Source organism: Buttiauxella agrestis ATCC 33320, assembly GCF_000735355.1.
GTDB lineage: Bacteria > Pseudomonadota > Gammaproteobacteria > Enterobacterales > Enterobacteriaceae > Buttiauxella > Buttiauxella agrestis.
Map to the genome: position 1 here is coordinate 296850 of NZ_JMPI01000030.1, position 16566 is coordinate 313415.

The 16566-nt window shown below is 47.7% G+C and carries 16 protein-coding genes; 2 read left to right on the forward strand and 14 right to left on the reverse strand.

The window, feature by feature from the left end:
- Nucleotides 1–1121: 1121 nt before the first annotated feature.
- The 9 genes from GBAG_RS11660 to GBAG_RS11695 all read right to left on the reverse strand — a co-directional run bounded on the left by GBAG_RS11660 (nucleotide 1122) and on the right by GBAG_RS11695 (nucleotide 8897).
- Nucleotides 1122–1958, reverse strand: coding sequence for a DUF4225 domain-containing protein (locus GBAG_RS11660; RefSeq protein ID WP_034496093.1), 837 nt, complete (start codon nucleotides 1956–1958; stop codon nucleotides 1122–1124).
- Nucleotides 1958–2437 carry an Hcp family type VI secretion system effector gene (locus GBAG_RS11665; RefSeq protein WP_034496095.1) on the reverse strand — a complete coding sequence of 160 codons (480 nt, stop codon included), beginning with the start codon at nucleotides 2435–2437 and terminating at the stop codon, nucleotides 1958–1960. The genes GBAG_RS11660 and GBAG_RS11665 overlap by 1 nt, the downstream gene beginning before the upstream one ends.
- A 99-nt stretch (nucleotides 2438–2536) precedes the next feature.
- Nucleotides 2537–2686, reverse strand: a complete 150-nt coding sequence (locus GBAG_RS22740; protein ID WP_156104879.1) for a hypothetical protein — start codon at nucleotides 2684–2686, stop codon at nucleotides 2537–2539.
- A 3-nt stretch (nucleotides 2687–2689) separates the two neighbouring features.
- Nucleotides 2690–3205: a hypothetical protein gene (locus GBAG_RS11670; RefSeq protein WP_167333343.1), complete on the reverse strand. Its 516-nt coding sequence runs from the start codon at nucleotides 3203–3205 to the stop codon at nucleotides 2690–2692.
- Nucleotides 3198–3701, reverse strand: a complete 504-nt coding sequence (locus GBAG_RS11675) for a DUF2778 domain-containing protein (protein WP_034496097.1) — start codon at nucleotides 3699–3701, stop codon at nucleotides 3198–3200. The genes GBAG_RS11670 and GBAG_RS11675 overlap by 8 nt, the downstream gene beginning before the upstream one ends.
- Before the next feature lie 260 nt (nucleotides 3702–3961).
- A complete protein-coding gene (locus GBAG_RS11680; RefSeq protein WP_034496099.1) occupies nucleotides 3962–4519 on the reverse strand; it encodes a DJ-1 family glyoxalase III in 558 nt (185 codons plus the stop codon).
- A gap of 45 nt (nucleotides 4520–4564) precedes the next feature.
- Nucleotides 4565–5770 carry a glycoside hydrolase family 88 protein gene (locus GBAG_RS11685; protein ID WP_034496101.1) on the reverse strand — a complete coding sequence of 402 codons (1206 nt, stop codon included), beginning with the start codon at nucleotides 5768–5770 and terminating at the stop codon, nucleotides 4565–4567.
- A 14-nt stretch (nucleotides 5771–5784) separates the two neighbouring features.
- A complete protein-coding gene (locus tag GBAG_RS11690; RefSeq protein WP_034496102.1) occupies nucleotides 5785–7065 on the reverse strand; it encodes an oligosaccharide MFS transporter in 1281 nt (426 codons plus the stop codon).
- Complete coding sequence (locus GBAG_RS11695) at nucleotides 7062–8897, reverse strand: DUF2264 domain-containing protein (protein ID WP_034496104.1); 1836 nt, start codon at nucleotides 8895–8897, stop codon at nucleotides 7062–7064. Before GBAG_RS11695 ends, GBAG_RS11690 begins: the two co-directional genes overlap by 4 nt.
- Nucleotides 8898–9125: 228 nt before the next feature.
- On the opposite strand from GBAG_RS11695, the gene GBAG_RS11700 reads away from it, so the two are divergent.
- Both GBAG_RS11700 and GBAG_RS11705 read left to right on the forward strand, forming a co-directional pair.
- Nucleotides 9126–9995: an AraC family transcriptional regulator gene (locus GBAG_RS11700; protein WP_034496107.1), complete on the forward strand. Its 870-nt coding sequence runs from the start codon at nucleotides 9126–9128 to the stop codon at nucleotides 9993–9995.
- A 258-nt stretch (nucleotides 9996–10253) separates the two neighbouring features.
- Nucleotides 10254–10757, forward strand: a complete 504-nt coding sequence (locus GBAG_RS11705) for a non-heme ferritin-like protein (RefSeq protein WP_034496110.1) — start codon at nucleotides 10254–10256, stop codon at nucleotides 10755–10757.
- Nucleotides 10758–10801: 44 nt separating this feature from the next.
- On the opposite strand, the gene GBAG_RS11710 is transcribed toward GBAG_RS11705, so the two are convergent.
- The 5 genes from GBAG_RS11710 to GBAG_RS11730 all read right to left on the reverse strand — a co-directional run bounded on the left by GBAG_RS11710 (nucleotide 10802) and on the right by GBAG_RS11730 (nucleotide 16188).
- Nucleotides 10802–11938 carry an alginate lyase family protein gene (locus GBAG_RS11710; RefSeq protein ID WP_034496112.1) on the reverse strand — a complete coding sequence of 379 codons (1137 nt, stop codon included), beginning with the start codon at nucleotides 11936–11938 and terminating at the stop codon, nucleotides 10802–10804.
- Between the two features lie 13 nt (nucleotides 11939–11951).
- Complete coding sequence (locus tag GBAG_RS11715) at nucleotides 11952–13040, reverse strand: ABC transporter ATP-binding protein (RefSeq protein WP_034496114.1); 1089 nt, start codon at nucleotides 13038–13040, stop codon at nucleotides 11952–11954.
- A gap of 10 nt (nucleotides 13041–13050) precedes the next feature.
- Nucleotides 13051–13890 (reverse strand): carbohydrate ABC transporter permease, encoded by an 840-nt coding sequence (locus GBAG_RS11720; protein WP_034496115.1) that lies wholly within the window; start codon nucleotides 13888–13890, stop codon nucleotides 13051–13053.
- A 10-nt stretch (nucleotides 13891–13900) separates the two neighbouring features.
- On the reverse strand, nucleotides 13901–14779 hold the full coding sequence (locus GBAG_RS11725; protein WP_034496117.1) for a carbohydrate ABC transporter permease: 879 nt from the start codon (nucleotides 14777–14779) through the stop codon (nucleotides 13901–13903).
- 113 nt (nucleotides 14780–14892) lie between these two features.
- The gene (locus tag GBAG_RS11730; RefSeq protein ID WP_034496119.1) at nucleotides 14893–16188 is read right to left on the reverse strand and encodes an ABC transporter substrate-binding protein; all 1296 of its coding nucleotides are present in this window, start codon (nucleotides 16186–16188) and stop codon (nucleotides 14893–14895) included.
- Between the last annotated feature and the right edge of the window lie 378 nt (nucleotides 16189–16566).

A 16566-nucleotide genomic window follows, 5' to 3' on the forward strand; every position in this document is an offset into this window, starting at 1 on the left:
GGAATACTCCCGCTCGATTTTATTTTATGTAGGGTAAGATTTAGTTAAAACAAGCCATTAGCACTGCTGGCTTTTAGCTTTTTAGGCTTGGGATAGTTGTAGCGGGAAATTAATAATCCATAGGAGAGCGCAATCACACAGCAGAAATACAGTAAAACCGTGCATGTATTTAGCAATTAAAGACATAAAAATAGAGGCATATGTCAGACAAATGAATAAGCGTATAGCTTATTTGTCCATAAGTTCAGCCAGCGCCTCCCTGCGGCTGGTTCGCTACCAGACTTTAATGATCCCTCCCTGCTCTCCCAGGATGGCGGCCAGTTAGGGTTTCCAGTTCGATTGCCATGAGTGATCCCCTGGGTAAAGGAGTAAGAATAGAAAAACCTCCTTTATTAATAGTTCATGAAGAGATGTGAAATATAATTGATTGTTTTTAGTTATATCAATCAACTAATAAATTCACCAATTTTATATAATGTGCAATATAAATTGTTATCTACCCATCCTCTGGCATTACTTGTATCATACATTTCCTGGTAAATAGTCTCTCTTCTACATGGATGTTAAGTGAACAATGAATATTAAAAAAATAATCTTGAGCAGTGGATTTACCTACCGCGAACTACTGACTATGAAAAATAAATTCCATGCGATGAGAAAATGGTATCGTTTGGAAAGAAAATCGATTCCTGAATCTGAGCCTAAGGATTTTATAAAATATATCCTATTGATTGCCAAAAGATCATGTTTTACACCATTCGTTAGTTTCATTATTGGGTGTTTGCTAACAATGGGTATCATACTCATGTATGGTGACATTCGGAGTACACTGCTAATGTTCTCCATTTCATTATTCTCTACGCTTTACGCTATCCACATCGCCGCAAAATCAGAGAGCTTAAACATAGTCACAACAGTAAAGTTAATTAAACTTCACACCATAATAAAATTAAAAAACCTGAAGCAGTAATTACATCATAACTAAAAGCACTCGATATATAGCAAGAACCAAATAACCGACCTGCTAAGATAATGGAAGTCCACAGTTAAAACAAACTTCCATTATTTATACAATCAACTATCTAACTACATAAATTAATTTTTTAAAAACTCACAAAAAATTAGTTATCTTCATATTTATACCCATCTTCTATGAACTCAACAGTAAACCTCTTGAATTGACTACCAACCAGGAATCCTTTCATCGCCAGATTCTTTTTAGTCCACTTAGACATATAGTCACCACGCCAACTATTGAATAACTTACCAGTACCAGGGCGCTCAAACCATCCTTTAGGAACCAGCCTATTTGAATTTTGAAATTCAACCGGCATTTTGACCGCACCATATAACGTGGCGCAAAAATCCACTCCCTCATAAATTAAATCACCGTTATATTTATCATAACCAAGAATTTTCGCACCCTTTCTGTAAATCCATCTCACAGGTCCTACACTTTGATGCTCAAAAAGAACCGGAGATAATGATTCAAACATATTGTTAGCGCCATGAGCTGCCAGGACAACACCGATGGCGCCCATTTTTTTCACATGCAGTTTCTTACTAACTTCGAGCAGAGCCAAACCGGTAGATATTTGAACTCCTCCAGCAACCACCCCACCGGCAATTTTGACATATTTCAAAACACCTTGCTCTTCAAAAATCTCCGTAGAAATGTATTTTGTATAATTCCCAAGCCTTAAAAGCTGATATTCCCGCTCTGCCATATCAGCTTCGGCTTTCACATCATTGACTATTCGCATCCTTTCATTAGGACCAAGGGTCTGATGGAATCGATAATTCATCTCATTTATATAGTCATCGATTTCCTTCAAATAGTTCATCCTGATGATGGCATCTTCCAGGAAGAAACTGGCAGCAAGATTAGCCACTCGCTTTAGCGCGACAACATAGTTGTCCAGGTCATATTTCAAATGAGAAATTGCGGAAGTTCCCATTAGTTCACCCGATCATTCCATAAACTCCACCCGCTTGTTCCTGAAGAAATGTGTTCCCAGGTTATTGTTTCATAGCGAATGGCGATACTTTCCTGGGGTTGTACATCATTGTGGGTCAGAGAGTTGGGATAGAAAAATCGCATCTGGCTCAGCGTCGCACCGGTGAGTTTAACTTTAAAAAAAAGCTCCATCCCGCCGGCTATTGAAGTGCGGTACATGAAAAATTCACATTCTACTTTTTCATTATTAGAGATGGCCACACCCAAAAGAGGTGTTGATTTATCGATGGGTTTTCTTATTTCTAGCGGGTGATGAACGGCATTTTGCTCTCGGGTTATTACGTTCGACAACTCGTAGATTAAAATTTGATCTTTATGTCCAAACTGATATTTGTTGCCGATAGAGTCTGCAGTCCCGCATCCTTGAGAAAGCATGCCCTGTTTTTCACCATTAATCGTCATATAAATGACACTTGCCATTTTGTTTTCTCCATATTTTGAATTAACAACAACTAAGGGGAATTAAAATACCGAACAGAGACAATCACAACATTAAAGCTCACAACAACCGAATTCATACTATTCAGTTATTATGAGTTGCCATACTGAAATATTTTTATTGTGACGTAATTCGTGAGGAACATGATGATAAAGCACAAGCGGCAGCACATTGTTAGGCACACCGCCGCTTGGTTGAGGCAGGTTAAGGGTTTCCAACTCGATAGCCATGGCTTACTCCTTGGGTAAAGGAGTAAGTATAGGGAAAAGTTTCAGTAATTTTAGGAAGAAGACAGCAGCGCTGGAAATTAAAGTATCAAGCAAGAAGAAACCAAAAATCAAAATCGAATCTCGCAACTCTTTCTGCTTTTCAAAATTATCGATGGGAGAGTTTGCTGAGAAGTAATCCAATTCATTTAAAAATTGCTCAACCATCTCTTTAGAAAAAATTATCGCATCGGATAAAACGAACAAACCATGTGTGAGATAAAACAAAATAAAGTAAAAAACACCATACTTGAAGGTGCTTCTGGCTGATTTAACTATATATTTCACAAACAACCAAAAAATCAATGATAAACAAAAAGTTGAAAATAGCATGTCCATACATCTGCTAAAAATCATATCTATACTGGGAAATAAACTCAATAAATTCACATCAAACTCATACATTATAAATGTAATTACAAATCCGATTGGTGATAACAAAACCCAAAGAAAGTTATGTATGCAATAAGAACGATTATGCACGAGGGATTCCTATTACGTTAATTTTCCCATAAGCCACTAACCCAGCACTACCAATAACTTTTTGCTGAGTAAGTAATAAGGCTTCCCGGATTGTATTGAACTCTGCTTGATTGTAGAACGTGATGCAACCATCAGACACACCGTTGCCATCAGGCCTTAAGGGATGCACCCTAAAACTCCCACGCTGAAAAAGATCAACAGATGTATAATCATCCGTTACGCTATCTTGTTTAAATAATGCAAACCACTTGTCATAGTCATTCCCAGTCCTAATTTCTTTTTCAAACTGTTTGAACCTTGAATATACCCCCTTCGGCCCATCGACTATCCAATATTCCCCTAAAGGTATCGGGCCGTTTTTCCTATCAGAGAATTCAAGGATATTCTCAAAAGCGTACAGGCCTGAAAAAACATAAAATACTCCAACACCTAAACATTTTAATCTCAATGTCCAATATGGAGTTCGGTCATTATAGTTTAACTCACAAGCTATCATTTATTGCTTACTCCTTCCCTGTAAATGACTCAATTAATCCATATAGAAATAGCACCTAGTAAATACAACATAGCTAATCAATCATTTAACACGCACTACAATATTATTAATACAAACTCTATTGTTAAATACGTGACCTCCAAAACAGTCTTATATTACGCAAAACTAACAAATAATGAGCAGAAGCTACATCAACTTCTGCTCATTATTTATGACGTAAAAATTGTATTCTGGTAGGAAAATCTCCTGAGTGTTCACCACTACCACGGATAATAAATATGCTCCGCATGATCGCGGGCGGCAGCTTCATCACCTTCGAGGCGAGCCGCTACGGTGAGGGCAAAATCAAACACTTTCCCCAATCCTCTTCCGCATATCAGGTTGCCGTCTTCAACGACATCGGCATCAACATAAACGCCGTCGCCAACCTGCTGCCATAAATCACCGGAACAAACATAGCGGCGTCCTTTTAGTAAACCGTTCCCGCCCAACACGCGGGCGGCTGCGGAACAAATCGGGCAGATAAATTTTCCGAGTTCATCGTGACGGCGGACGAAGGCAATCACGCTGGCGCTTTTCGCGAGGAATACGCTGCCTTCCGGGCCTCCGGGCAGAACAACGGCATCAAATGTGTCATCGAAACATTCACTCAAGGTGGCATCGGCGACCATCGGTATATCGTGGTAACTCACAACGGCGCGCGAATCAATACAAGAAAGTGTACGCACATTTATTTTAAGACGACGCAGAATATCAATGGTAACAATGGCTTCTGCTTCTTCAAAACCAGGCGCCAGTAAGACTGCAACGGTTTTCATCACGACTCTCCATGTTGCCCCCGCAACATTACGGGGGCGAGAAAATTACCAGTAGAGACTCCACACCTGGCGCACGCGTGCCAGTGCTTCAAGGTAGAAATAGTCTCCCCAACTACAGCATTCATCCACACCTTTGCCGCTTGCCATGTGATAAACCGAATGTTTCAGCAAGCCTTCGCATGGCTCATCGTCCCGCGCCAGGTAGTTATCGGTCAGCGACTGAATTATGCGCAGCGCCATCTCTTCGTAGTGGGCGCGATGTTCATCCAGAACCGGCAGCACTTTCACCAGTTCCAGCAGCCCGCAAGCGGTAATCGCCGCGGCCGAGCTGTCGCGCACCGCATCAGTACCCAGCAACGCCAGATCCCAGTGGCAAACGTCATCTTCCGGCAAACGGTTGATAAAGTAATGCGCCAGGCTGCGCGTGAGATCCACCATACTTTTATCGCCGGTATATAGATACGTGAGCAAGAAACCGTAAATGCCCCACGCCTGTCCTCGCGACCAGCACGAAGAGTCGCTGTAACCCTGGTGCGTATTTCCAAAACGCGGCTCGCCAGTTTCCACATTCATGTAGTAGGTATGGAATGTGGAGGCATCCGGGCGAACAATGTACTTCGCCGCCTGCTCTGCGTGCGCTGTTGCCGCCTCGGCGTAACGAGCATCGCCGGTTTGTTGGCTTGCCCAATAAAGCAGCGGAAGGTTCATATTACAGTCAATAATCATCCGCCCCTGTTGTTCTGGATCATTCAAATCGCCCCACGCCTGAATGATCTTCGCCACCGGGTTAAAACGCTCCATCAGGATATCTGCCGCTTGCAGCGCAGTCTGGCGGGCAGTTTCATTGCCGGTTAAGCGCCAGGCATTGACGCACGAGAGCGTATAAAGGAAACCCAAATCGTGAGTCGCGGTTTCAATACGCTGGTCTAAACGCTCCGCAAAAGAGGGTAAATAACGCTCTGCCGCCTGGCGATATTTATCCTCGCCGGTCATCTCCCACGCCAGCCACAGTTGCCCAGGCCAGAAACTGGTGGTCCACTCGTTGTTCTCAGCAGGTTTCCACTTGCCCCCTTCACAGGCTTCGTTAGGGAATTTATCCCCTACCAGAACAATCGTCTTATCCAGCTTTTTAGTGACGCTTTGCAACGCCTTATCAAGCTTATGTTTCAGAGCCAGGCGGTCTACTTGATGCAATTCAATAGGGCGCAGTGGCTCGGTCACAACTTTTTCAGTGACTACAGAACGGGTCATAACGTCTCCTTTAATTAATGTTTTACCGGCTCGACCGGTGAAGTGTCTAAAGCGGGTGAGAAGGTTTGAGACTCCGCGCGTGTTGACTGGCAGCGCGAGAGTGTGAAAGCGGAAATCAGGGTGAAGACCAGCGCGCAGCAGCCCATCATTAAGTAGGTGTGTGCGAAGCCGATTTTGTCGTACAGATAACCGGCTGGCGGTGCGACGACCACCGAACCAACATAAATCATCGCCTGATAACCCAGTAAATACATGGTGGCGTTAACCTTTTTGTGGAAATGCTCGGCAATGTATTTAAAGACGGAGATCAGCAACAGTGCGATTTCCACGCCGTAGAACGGCTTGATGATTGAAATCACCAGCGGATCGGATGTCAGGCCTGAGGCAATCAGGCGCAAACCCACCACACAGCCGCACAGCAGCAAACCCTTTTTCGCACCGAAATGATTAACCAGCACCGGAATGAACATCATCATCACGAATTCCATGCCGGACTGAACGGTGCTCAAATAGCCGTACCAGGCGTTGCCCTGCTCTTTGGTGTCAAAGAACGAAACGAAGTAGCGCGGGAACTGCTGCTCGGCGACAAACATCATCCATGCCACACCAGCCACATACAGGCTGAACATCCAGAATTTGCGGTTTTTCAGCAACATGATGACATCGGAAAACACAATTTTATTCGCTGAAATCACGTTGTTATTGCGTAGCTGTTCATCGCCAATTTTGAGGCTGACCAACACCACCAACATCAAGACGGAAGTGGTGCTGCTGACCAAAAAGTTTGCCAGCGGCGTGTAGTTGAACAGCAAACCGGATACCGATGCGGCCATCGCCCAGCCGAGCGATCCCCACATACGGATGCGCCCAAACTCCAGGCCATACAAACGGCTGAATCTATCCGCGTACGACTCGGACGCCGCAACCCCTGCGTACCAGCCGAGGCTCAGATAAAACGCGCCAATGACGATGCCAATAGTGGTGTGCGTGAGCAGTAGCGGTTGATAAACCGTGACGAAAAACGGCGCCATTAACGCGGAGATAGCACAGACAAAATAGAGCAGCCATTTGCTCATCCCGATTTTGTCCATGATGTAGCCGTAGACCGGTTTCATCACCACCGCAAAGACGCCGTTGATGGCGAAAACGCTGCCGATGGTAATGCTGTCCAACCCTACTTTCTGGCTCAACCACAGGGCATACAGCCCGAAGCTTGAAGACCAGGTGAAAAAGTAGAGGAAGATAAAAGTGCTCATTTTTATTTGAGCAGTACGCGTTGGTGTTGAACTATTCATTGAGGGTTCTCCAGAAACAATACGTGCTTTTGGTGGTGGCTCATCACCAGGCGTACAGCGCCCTCGCTGATAATGGCTTGCGGGCAAGATTGTTCGTTAAAGTCTTCAGTATCCCCTGCCCAAACGGCACTGATTAACAGATGTGTACCCACGTTTAATTCACCGCGCAGCAGCGGGACAGCCGCTCGTTCGGCGAACAGTAAGTTGCTGTTTGGCGGCGTTAAAACCTGCTCTCCTGTACGCGGTTGCGGGCTTAAACAGTAGATAGCGCTGGTATCGGTCGCCGTCCGCATAACACTTTTCGACGCCGCCAGCTCAGTTTGCGGCAAGGGGCGATTGGCCAGGCTAAAACCGCCTTCGGCACAATCGAGTTCACGTTCGGTTTTGAGGTAATGCACCCGCACTTGCCAGTCGCCAAGCGGCACCAGCCAGGTGTCGATAGTCACGTCATTCCACGGCTGCCAGCGGCTATAAATCATGCCGTCGGCAGTGGTGACTTGCTGACATGCCCTGCGTCCGCGCCAATAATCGTCTTTCTCAGAAAGCAGCAGCATTGAATCGGGGGCGGCGTGATTCAGGCCGTAACGTCCGCGCTCGATGGTGAAACCGTAGCGAGTGGAATAAGCGAATTTGCAGTATTTGGCTTCGGTATTAACGAAGTTATTCAGCTCCAGCTGGCCTGACGTCACCATCCATAAATGGTTGTCCTGATGAACCAGAATTTGAGCGGCGTGAGGAATGCTGTGTTCCGCTTCCCGTGCAGGTAACGGTAATTCCTGGGCCTGCCAGAATTTATCGTTTTCACCCAGCGCCAGCACCAGCATGGTTTTCAGTCCCCAATAAGGCGAACCGGGCGCGTTGTAATCTTCCGCCATAATTAAGTTCGGATAGCTGTAACCCACGCTCAACACGCCATCGCGGTCAAACAGCGGCTGTTGCAGCCACCAGCGTAAATGGCGCAGCACGATACCTTTCACCACGCCTGGCTCGTACACCTCAAGATCTGCAAAGGCCGCAGCGCTCCAGAACGCAGCCTGCGCGAAGCGATAAGTCAGGCTGCGGCCAAAAGGAATCGCCGCGCCATCATCGGCGAAGAAATGGATAAAATCGGCGGCAAACAGTGTGGCGCGCTGGCGCAATGTCCGGCAGCGTTGCGGGTCAACGTCGGCCATTAATTTGGCGTAGATAAGCCCATAGAAATGGAATCCCATCGAAATGTAATAATCACGCGGGCGACCTGGACCATCTGAATACCAGCCGTCGCCGAGGTAGTAGTGCTCCATTGCCGCGAAATGCTTTTCGAGCGCTTCGGCATTATTCGGCATGCCGCAATGGTGGAAACCGACCTGCACCAGAATCGGAAAAAAATGCCAGTTATTATCCGGGATATCCTGGTTTTCACTCTGCTTCAGCCATTGCCAAAGATGGTGTTTTTCTTGCTCGCTAAAGTGCGCCAGCAGCGGTTTATGCGCCACCGCCAGCATTAATCCGTAGGCCGCCATTTCCACAATACGCTGATCGTAAGGTGCGACTTCCCCCCAGTAATCTGCATGTTCAGGGTTGGTGCCGTTTTTTATTGCCTGAATATAAAAAGAGAATTGTTCCGGTTCATGCCCTCCCGCCAAAAGTGGGGTGACGCCCCACAGCAAACGCGAGAATGTTTCCATATTTGCAATTTGCTGCCCGTAATGAGCGGTGAAATTAGCAAGATCGACGCGACTGGCATCTTTTTTAAAGAATGGCGAAACGGCATTCAATAATTGATTAACCAATTTACGAAGATCGTCCCTGTTTTTCAGAGGGTTATTTAGAGTAATGTTTTCAGGTTGCAAGATTTCCTCCCGTCAGACACGAGAATATTGTAAGTTGTTGTTATTCATATTTTCTGTGCGCTCAGTTTGCGCGTTGATGCAAAGAGTAGTCGCTTTTATTCCTGAGTCAGAGTGAGCCGCATCACAAAAATAAACCGTTATTTCACTTTCACTGGCTTTTTCTAAATCCAGGGGCAATAAATTACAAATCATGGCGTAAAAACTTAAATTTATTGTCCTGGAGGGGAAATGAGCGAACAACAATTTATGGAGCGGATCACCCTCGATAGCCAGGTTATCTCATTTCATCGGCTACGCGCCTCCAGCGCGCAGTATTACCACTGGCATCAGTGTGCTGAGTTTCTCTATATTTCAAAGGGATATGGAATAGTCGTGGTCGATAACCAGCATTACACGGCCAGGCCTGGGCGGCTATTTATCTTCCCGGCGTTTCGTCTGCACAAGGTTCACGTCGATGCCAGCGATACCAATCACTACCACCGCACCACTATGCATATTGAGCACACGTCAATAATGAGCACCCTGCACGCTTTCCCGCGCCAGCTGGCACAATTTTCGGCCCTTGCGGCCAGCAATGCCCCGGCGCAGGTTTACGATTTAAGTGAACAGGGAGAGTTTATGGAGGTCATTCTCGAGCAGTTCGACAAACTTTGCCTTAATGGGCATTCGACCGCCAGCGATGTGGCGCTGTTGGTGATGCAAATCATGGCTTTCCTGCCCGAGCAGCCGCAGAAATTTATTCAGCCTCAACAGACAGTTGCGTCACGCATCATGCAATGGGTGGAAAGCAATTACAGCGGCAAGTTTTCGCTGGATGAGCTGGCGCAGTCCATCGGTTTATCTCGCAGCTATACCTCGCGTATTTTTCGCCAGCAAACCGGGGGCAGCATTCATGAATACTTGCTGACGCGGCGTATCAAGAAAAGTTGCGATTTATTGCGCACTTCGCCGTTAAGCATTGATGCCATCGCGCAGGAAGTCGGTTTTATCGAGGTGACTTATTTTATTACCTGTTTCAAAAAAATGATGAGCCAGACGCCGCTGCAATACCGAAAACAATCGCGGGCGAAATTAGCGAGTGAACAAAATGTGATCTAAAACAAAAAGACGCCAGATCAGATATTCATTTTTCGATGGTGAATCACAACATTGATCATGGAATTTTAATTACCAAAGATAAACCTCAAGCCTAATAATTATTTCATTTTTTGTTTTTAATATTTCGTAGTGAAGCATGTTGTAAATAAGGGTAAAACGGCAGAATTAAACGTATTGAAAATAACCCAAAAGAGGTATTATTTTAAAAGCTTCTCCCCCGACCTTTACCCGATGTTCCGCTTCAATAAGGAAATGATTATGGCAACCTCCGGCATGGTTCAAAGACTCAACTTGCAGATTAACCGCGATTTTTACTCTTCCAATCTCTATTTACGATTAAGCAGCTGGTGTTCTGAAAAAAGCCTGACGGGTACCGCGACATTTTTAAGAAACCAGGCGCAGTGCAATGTCACGCAGATGATGCGTATATTTAACTTTATGAAGCAAGCGGGCGGCACTCCCATTGTGGGGGCGATTGAATCACCACAAAGCGAATGCGACTCTCTGGAAATGCTGTTTGAAAAAACGGTAGAAGATTACCAACAGCGTTGTGCCACTTTAAATAAATTGACCGCTGAAGCGACGGAGTTAAAGGATTACCCGACGCTGAATTTCCTGAAGACCATGGATCGCGAACAAGAAGAAGAAGGCGTTTTACTCAATACGATTCTCGACGAAGTGCGAAATGCACGCAAAGCCGGGTTATGTATGAGCCAGACTGACGTGCATCTGACCAATTTAGTAAACCATCAGCAGCACTGATTATTGACATGTCGGGTGATCAACACCCGACAAACCTACACATTTCAGGCGCACCACATCAGTTGCTCACGCAAACTCAGCGTATCTTCCGGGAAACTCGCCAGTACCGTTTTGTAGCGCGTCGCGTCTTTTGGATAACCGTGCATGGATTGCAACAACAGGCGCAATGCGCTATCCCAGACAATGCCGTCTAAATCACGATATGGCCACAAATCCGGGTCAGCGATAAACGGCATCAAATAATCAATCCCGAGCTTCACGCTTCGGCCATCTTGCACCGCATTCCAGCGGTCGAATTCGACATGTTCGGCATAGCGATTGAGTAGCAAATGGGCTTCAAGATTGAACAAGGAATAGTGGAACGGCACCGGGCGCTCAAGTTCCATGGTCTGTTTGCCCTCCTGGTCAATTTGCGCCGCCATACGTTGCGTGATTCCCTGCTGGATAATGCGCGCCACCAGCCCTTTGTCCCCGTAGAACAGCGCATTCACCGCGCGTTGCGCGTCATACCAGGTGCCGTGGTTGTTGTGCCAGACGTATTCCGAATGGCCAACATCGCTAAAGAACATCCAGTGGTTAAAGTCCCGGAACCACTGATGCAAGCCGATAATATCGTCGGTGTCCAGTACACCTGCATCGCTTATCAACCCGATGGTGTCGATAACCATCCACAATAAGCGGGTGTCGATAAGCCCCGTGCCGCGCCCGGACACTATTCCAGGGATCGCCTGGCCGTAATTCAAATGCGGGTTCATGCGCGTCTGTTCATCAAGAAACCAGCACTTGATTTGCTCTGCCGCCGCAAGCGCGTATTTGCGATGCCCCGTAAAATACCATGCCAGCCCTAGCGTCAGGCTACGTTCACACATGCGAATAATGCGCGTGGTGTCAGTGTCATTGTTCTGGCATTGCGGGTTGGTGTGCCCGTCGCGGCGGATATACGGCAGGCCATTTGGCCTGCGTGGATTGGGCCACCAGTAAGTCCCCAGGCTGTAGTAGTCGTGCGGGTCGCCACTCACCGGGCGCAGCTTTTTATGCACTACGCTTTCAGGGGGTTGCCCGCGGAGTTTATCCGCCTCGCTAACCAGTCTCCCCAGCGCCAGTTGCAGCGGCGAAAAAGGTTGCTGCAAACCACGGCGAGCATTCTCCAGGCACGTAACATCCAGGGTGTATAACTTCATCAATCGCTCCTTCTTAATGACACGCTACGCGCTGCCCACTGTCGGCATCAAAAATGTGGATACCCGTCACTCTGGGCTGCAACCATACCGTTTCACCTTCCCGTACATTTAATCGCTGCTTAAACACCGAGGTAAAGGCTCCCCCGCCAGTGTTGCAGAATAACTGCATATCGGAACCGGTGTTTTCAATAGCGGTGATGGTCGCCTTCAGCGCCCCGCTTTGCTCGCTTTCATCCACCACATTGACCTGTTCAGGGCGTATCGCATACACCACTTTTTGCTGCGGCTTCACCTGCACGCCCGGCGGCAAGCTTAATAAAGAGCCATCGGCAAGACGTAACATCATCTCTCCGTTTTGTAGTACCACTTCACCTTTTAACTGATTGATTTCAGGCGAGCCGATGAAACCGGCAACAAATAGATTTGCCGGGCGGTCGTATAATTCCAGTGGGCTGCCGACCTGTTCGATTCGCCCTTCGCGTAACACCACAATCATCTGCCCCATGGTCATGGCTTCAATCTGGTCATGAGTGACGTAGACCGAGGTCGTTTTAAGGCGGCGATGCAGTTCACGAATTTCGCCCCGCACCTGAGTGCGCAGCTTGGCGTCGAGATTCGAGAGCGGTTCATCAAATAAAAACACCTGCGGATTACGCACAATGGCGCGCCCCATTGCCACACGCTGGCGCTGGCCGCCGGATAAATCTTTTGGCAGACGATCGAGCAACACGCCCAGGCCGAGAAGGTCTGCCGCCGCTTCCACTTTCCGGCTGATTTCCGCTTTTGGCAGTTTTGCCATTTTGAGAGCAAAGCCCATATTTTCGCGCACGGTCATTTGCGGATATAACGCGTAACTCTGGAACACCATCGCAATATCGCGCAGCTTCGGCTCAACGTCAGTGACGTCTTTTTCGTTAATCGCCACCTCGCCGCCGGTAATCTCTTCAAGCCCCGCAATCATGCGCAGCAAGGTAGACTTTCCGCAGCCGCTCGGGCCAACCAACACACAGAACTCACCGTCTGGAATGGTCAACGAGACATCTTTAATAACATGTGCGTCGCCATATGATTTACAGACATTTTTAAGCACTACAGACCCCATGTGTCGCTCCTTATCCTTTGACCGCGCCGGACATAATCCCGCGATTGAAATGTTTTTGCAGACCGAGATACACAATGATGCTCGGCAACATCGCCAGTAAGGTGATGGCAATAAAGATGTTCGGTGTGATGCTTTCATCGGTACGCAAGCGGCCAAGGATCACCGGAATGGTGTTCAGGCTGTCGCTGTTCACCACAATCAGCGGCAGCAGGTACTGGTCCCAAATCATGATGAAGCCGAACGTCACCACGGTGCCGAGCGCCGGTTTCACCAGAGGCAAGATAACGTGGAAGAAAATCTGCCATTCATTCGCGCCATCTATACGCGCAGCTTCTTCTAATTCTTTGGGGATCGCCGCCATAAATTCGCTGAGCACGAAGATGGAGAACGCCCATCCCACCACCGGCATGATCATGCCCAGATAGGTGTTATAGAGTGACGAGTCAATCAGCGGCAGTTGCCAGTTGATAATCATGTACAGCGGAATGGCGATCACCTCTTCCGGCAGCATCATGGTGGAAAGGATGATCAAACTGACCAACGAGACGCCAACGAACTTTTTGCGCGCTAAGGCGTAGGCCGCCAGCGCACTGACTGAGACCTGCAAAATGGTGCCGAAGAACACCACCACCATCGAGTTCAACAGGTATTGCCAGACGCCAATGTCCTGCCAGGCAAAGATAAAGTTCTCCATTGAAAACTCATTCGGCCAGGCCAACAGTTCACCAGGCTTCACGGGCGCACCGCTGAATGCGGTGGCGACAATGCCCCAGAACGGCCCGACAAATACAATTAACAGCAGGCCATAAATCATCCAGCGGCCTACGATATCCCAACGTTTACCTAACATGGGCAGCTCCTTAATAGCGGGCAATGCGCTTTTTCAGCGTGAGATGACAAATCGTCAGCACCACGGTGAAGGCGAATAACAGGAACGACACCGCCGAAGCATAGCCGTAGTCAAATTGCTCAAAACCAAGTTTATAGATGTGGGTCATGATCATCTCTGTCGCGCCGGACGGCCCGCCGCCAGTGGTGGCGTACACTTCGGCAAACACGCGGAAGCCACGGATAAACGAGAGCATTAACACCACGGAAATAGCCGGGATCATGCCAGGCAGCGTGACGTAGCGCAGGCGGTTCCACCAGTTCGCGCCATCAACGTTTGAGGCGTCATATAAATCACGGCTGATACCCGCCAGGCCGGCGATAAATATCACCATGTTGTACGGCACCGCTTTCCAGATATGCAGCAGCATGATCACCCACAGCGCCTGATCGGAGCTGGCGAGGAACCCCTGGTCGGCCACGCCAAACCAACTCAGAATATGGTTCACCACCCCGTTCGGCGTTGGGTTAAACAGGATGCGCCACATTTCAGCGACGATAGCCGCACTCGTTACCGCAGGCAGGAAAATCGCAGTACGGATGAAGCGCAAATGGCGGGCGGGACCTTCAAGCAACATCGCCAGGAAGAATGCCAGCACCGCCCCAACCACCATCGTCACCACGACATAAAGGAAGGTGTTGAACACGGCTGAATGCAGTTCGATATCGGCAAAAGCGCGGGCAAAGTTGGCAAACCCAACCCATTCATCTGGTTGATTGAAGTTCACCTTGTAAAAACTCATCACCAACCCTTGCAGCATGGGGATGAATTTAAACCAGGTAAAAATGACCAGTGCCGGAGCCAAAAATATCCACGGCACCAGGTTTCGTTTCTGGCGAGAAGTTAACATCGTTTTTTTGCTCTTTTTTGAAGTTAAGTGGCGGATGGCGCTGCGTTTATCCGCCCTACGCTTGGTTTTGAAGGGGGGATAAGCACAGCGTCATCCACCGTTTGGCACCAAACCTACTTCGCCAGCACCTGCTGTTTAGCAAGTTCAGCGTTGACCTTCTCGTTAGTGGCTTTCAGCTCCGCGCTGATATCGCTGTTGCAGTCAGCCAGAACACGGTTAAAACCATCGGCGGTGATCTGGCGGATTGGCGTCCAGTTCGGCACTTGCGGCACATAGCGCCCTTGTTCGGCGTAGAGTCTGGCGAAAGTCGCCCAGCGTGCGTCGTCATACACCGCTTGCGTGTCCACCTGTTTGTTCACCGGTAAACGCACCACCGGCATATGTTTGCTGCCTTTACCCATGCCGATTTCTTGCCCTTCCTGGGAAATCATAAATTCGATGAACTTGCGGGCTGCCTCTTTGTTCTTGCTGCTTTTCATCATGAAGACCGTGGTGCCTTCAGCCAGCGTGGCGCTGTTTTTCGGGCCTTCGAGCGTCACCACTTCAAACTGGTCTTTGCCGGGGTCTTTATCAAATAACGCGATGTGATACGGCCCGGTGAAGAACATGCCGGTTTGGCTGGAGCGGAATGAAGGGATGATATCGGCCGTCGTGGCATTGATAGCGCCTGGCTGGACTACCTTTTCGCACAACATGCCGCGCATAAACTGCAAGGTTTCCGTCGCAGCGGGTTCATCGAGCGAGGCTTTGAATGTGCCTTTTGTCGCCCCTTCACGGATAAAATCCCCCCCGGCTTGCCACAGGAAGGCACTCATAAACCAGCTGGCATAACCGCGAGTGGTAGAGCCTGGCAACAGAAAGCCGTAGGTATCGTTTTTACCATTGCCGTCAGGGTCTTGCGTGGTGAAGGCTTTTGCCAGTTTCTCGACATCGCTCCAGGTTTTTGGTGCAGGCATTCCCAGCTTTTCACGCCAGTCTTTGCGCACAAACAGGGCGAAGGTTTGAGCGGATGTCGGCACGCCATAGTATTTCCCGTCGGTGTAGCGGGTACTTTCCCAGGCGGTTGGGTAAATATTGTCGCCCCCGGCGATGGTTTTCGGGTCGATTTCTTCGGCGATGCCAAGCTGAATGAATTGCCCAATGGCGACCGCATCATTGAAGATAAGATCCGGCAGCGCATTCCCCGCCGCCGCACGCGCCAGGCGCTGCTCGAAATCAGTCGTGGCATTAAAATATTCGATTTTAATGCCGGTCTTTTTTTCAAAGGTTTCCGCTTCTTGCTTGTAGATATTTTTTGAGTCGTTGCTGGCACGAATCCAGACATTAAGCGTTTGGGCTGCAAATGCTTGTGAAGCACTTAACCCCAGTGCGGATATCAGAAATACGGATTTTAATTTTGTAGAGAACATTTATTTTCACATCCTTATTTTAAGAGGTTTGATAATTGAATAAATGGAGTGAAGCAGATTATTTTCGATAAAAGAAAAGCTGCCCGATAATTAAATAGAATGGTTGTGTTAAACACAACGGTCAAAAACAGAAATACCGTTTCACAATGCAGAAGTGTGTCATTAGTCACATTTAAAAATGCGACACAAAACACACAATAAAAAATATTCAATAAAAACATGACAATATAAATTTAAACAAATTTAGCAACTTATAAAAATAGATTTAAAAGTGCTGTTTTTCGTGATCTATAACTCGCTTTCAGGGGTTATTTAGCATCATAAACAAGAGTTTGAAGTAAATCACATAAAAATTAATTCCGCCTCTTACACTGCGCA

Excerpts from the sequence above, each read along its gene's own strand:
- GBAG_RS11660 (WP_034496093.1), bottom strand. The coding sequence starts at position 1,958 with ATGGGAACTTCCGCAATTTCTCATTTGAAATATGACCTGGACAACTAT.
- GBAG_RS11665 (WP_034496095.1), bottom strand. The coding sequence starts at position 2,437 with ATGGCAAGTGTCATTTATATGACGATTAATGGTGAAAAACAGGGCATG.
- GBAG_RS22740 (WP_156104879.1), bottom strand. The coding sequence starts at position 2,686 with ATGGCTATCGAGTTGGAAACCCTTAACCTGCCTCAACCAAGCGGCGGT.
- GBAG_RS11675 (WP_034496097.1), bottom strand. The coding sequence starts at position 3,701 with ATGATAGCTTGTGAGTTAAACTATAATGACCGAACTCCATATTGGACA.
- GBAG_RS11680 (WP_034496099.1), bottom strand. The coding sequence starts at position 4,519 with ATGAAAACCGTTGCAGTCTTACTGGCGCCTGGTTTTGAAGAAGCAGAA.
- GBAG_RS11685 (WP_034496101.1), bottom strand. The coding sequence starts at position 5,770 with ATGACCCGTTCTGTAGTCACTGAAAAAGTTGTGACCGAGCCACTGCGC.
- GBAG_RS11690 (WP_034496102.1), bottom strand. The coding sequence starts at position 7,065 with ATGAATAGTTCAACACCAACGCGTACTGCTCAAATAAAAATGAGCACT.
- GBAG_RS11700 (WP_034496107.1), top strand. The coding sequence starts at position 9,126 with ATGAGCGAACAACAATTTATGGAGCGGATCACCCTCGATAGCCAGGTT.
- GBAG_RS11705 (WP_034496110.1), top strand. The coding sequence starts at position 10,254 with ATGGCAACCTCCGGCATGGTTCAAAGACTCAACTTGCAGATTAACCGC.
- GBAG_RS11710 (WP_034496112.1), bottom strand. The coding sequence starts at position 11,938 with ATGAAGTTATACACCCTGGATGTTACGTGCCTGGAGAATGCTCGCCGT.
- GBAG_RS11715 (WP_034496114.1), bottom strand. The coding sequence starts at position 13,040 with ATGGGGTCTGTAGTGCTTAAAAATGTCTGTAAATCATATGGCGACGCA.
- GBAG_RS11720 (WP_034496115.1), bottom strand. The coding sequence starts at position 13,890 with ATGTTAGGTAAACGTTGGGATATCGTAGGCCGCTGGATGATTTATGGC.
- GBAG_RS11725 (WP_034496117.1), bottom strand. The coding sequence starts at position 14,779 with ATGTTAACTTCTCGCCAGAAACGAAACCTGGTGCCGTGGATATTTTTG.
- GBAG_RS11730 (WP_034496119.1), bottom strand. The coding sequence starts at position 16,188 with ATGTTCTCTACAAAATTAAAATCCGTATTTCTGATATCCGCACTGGGG.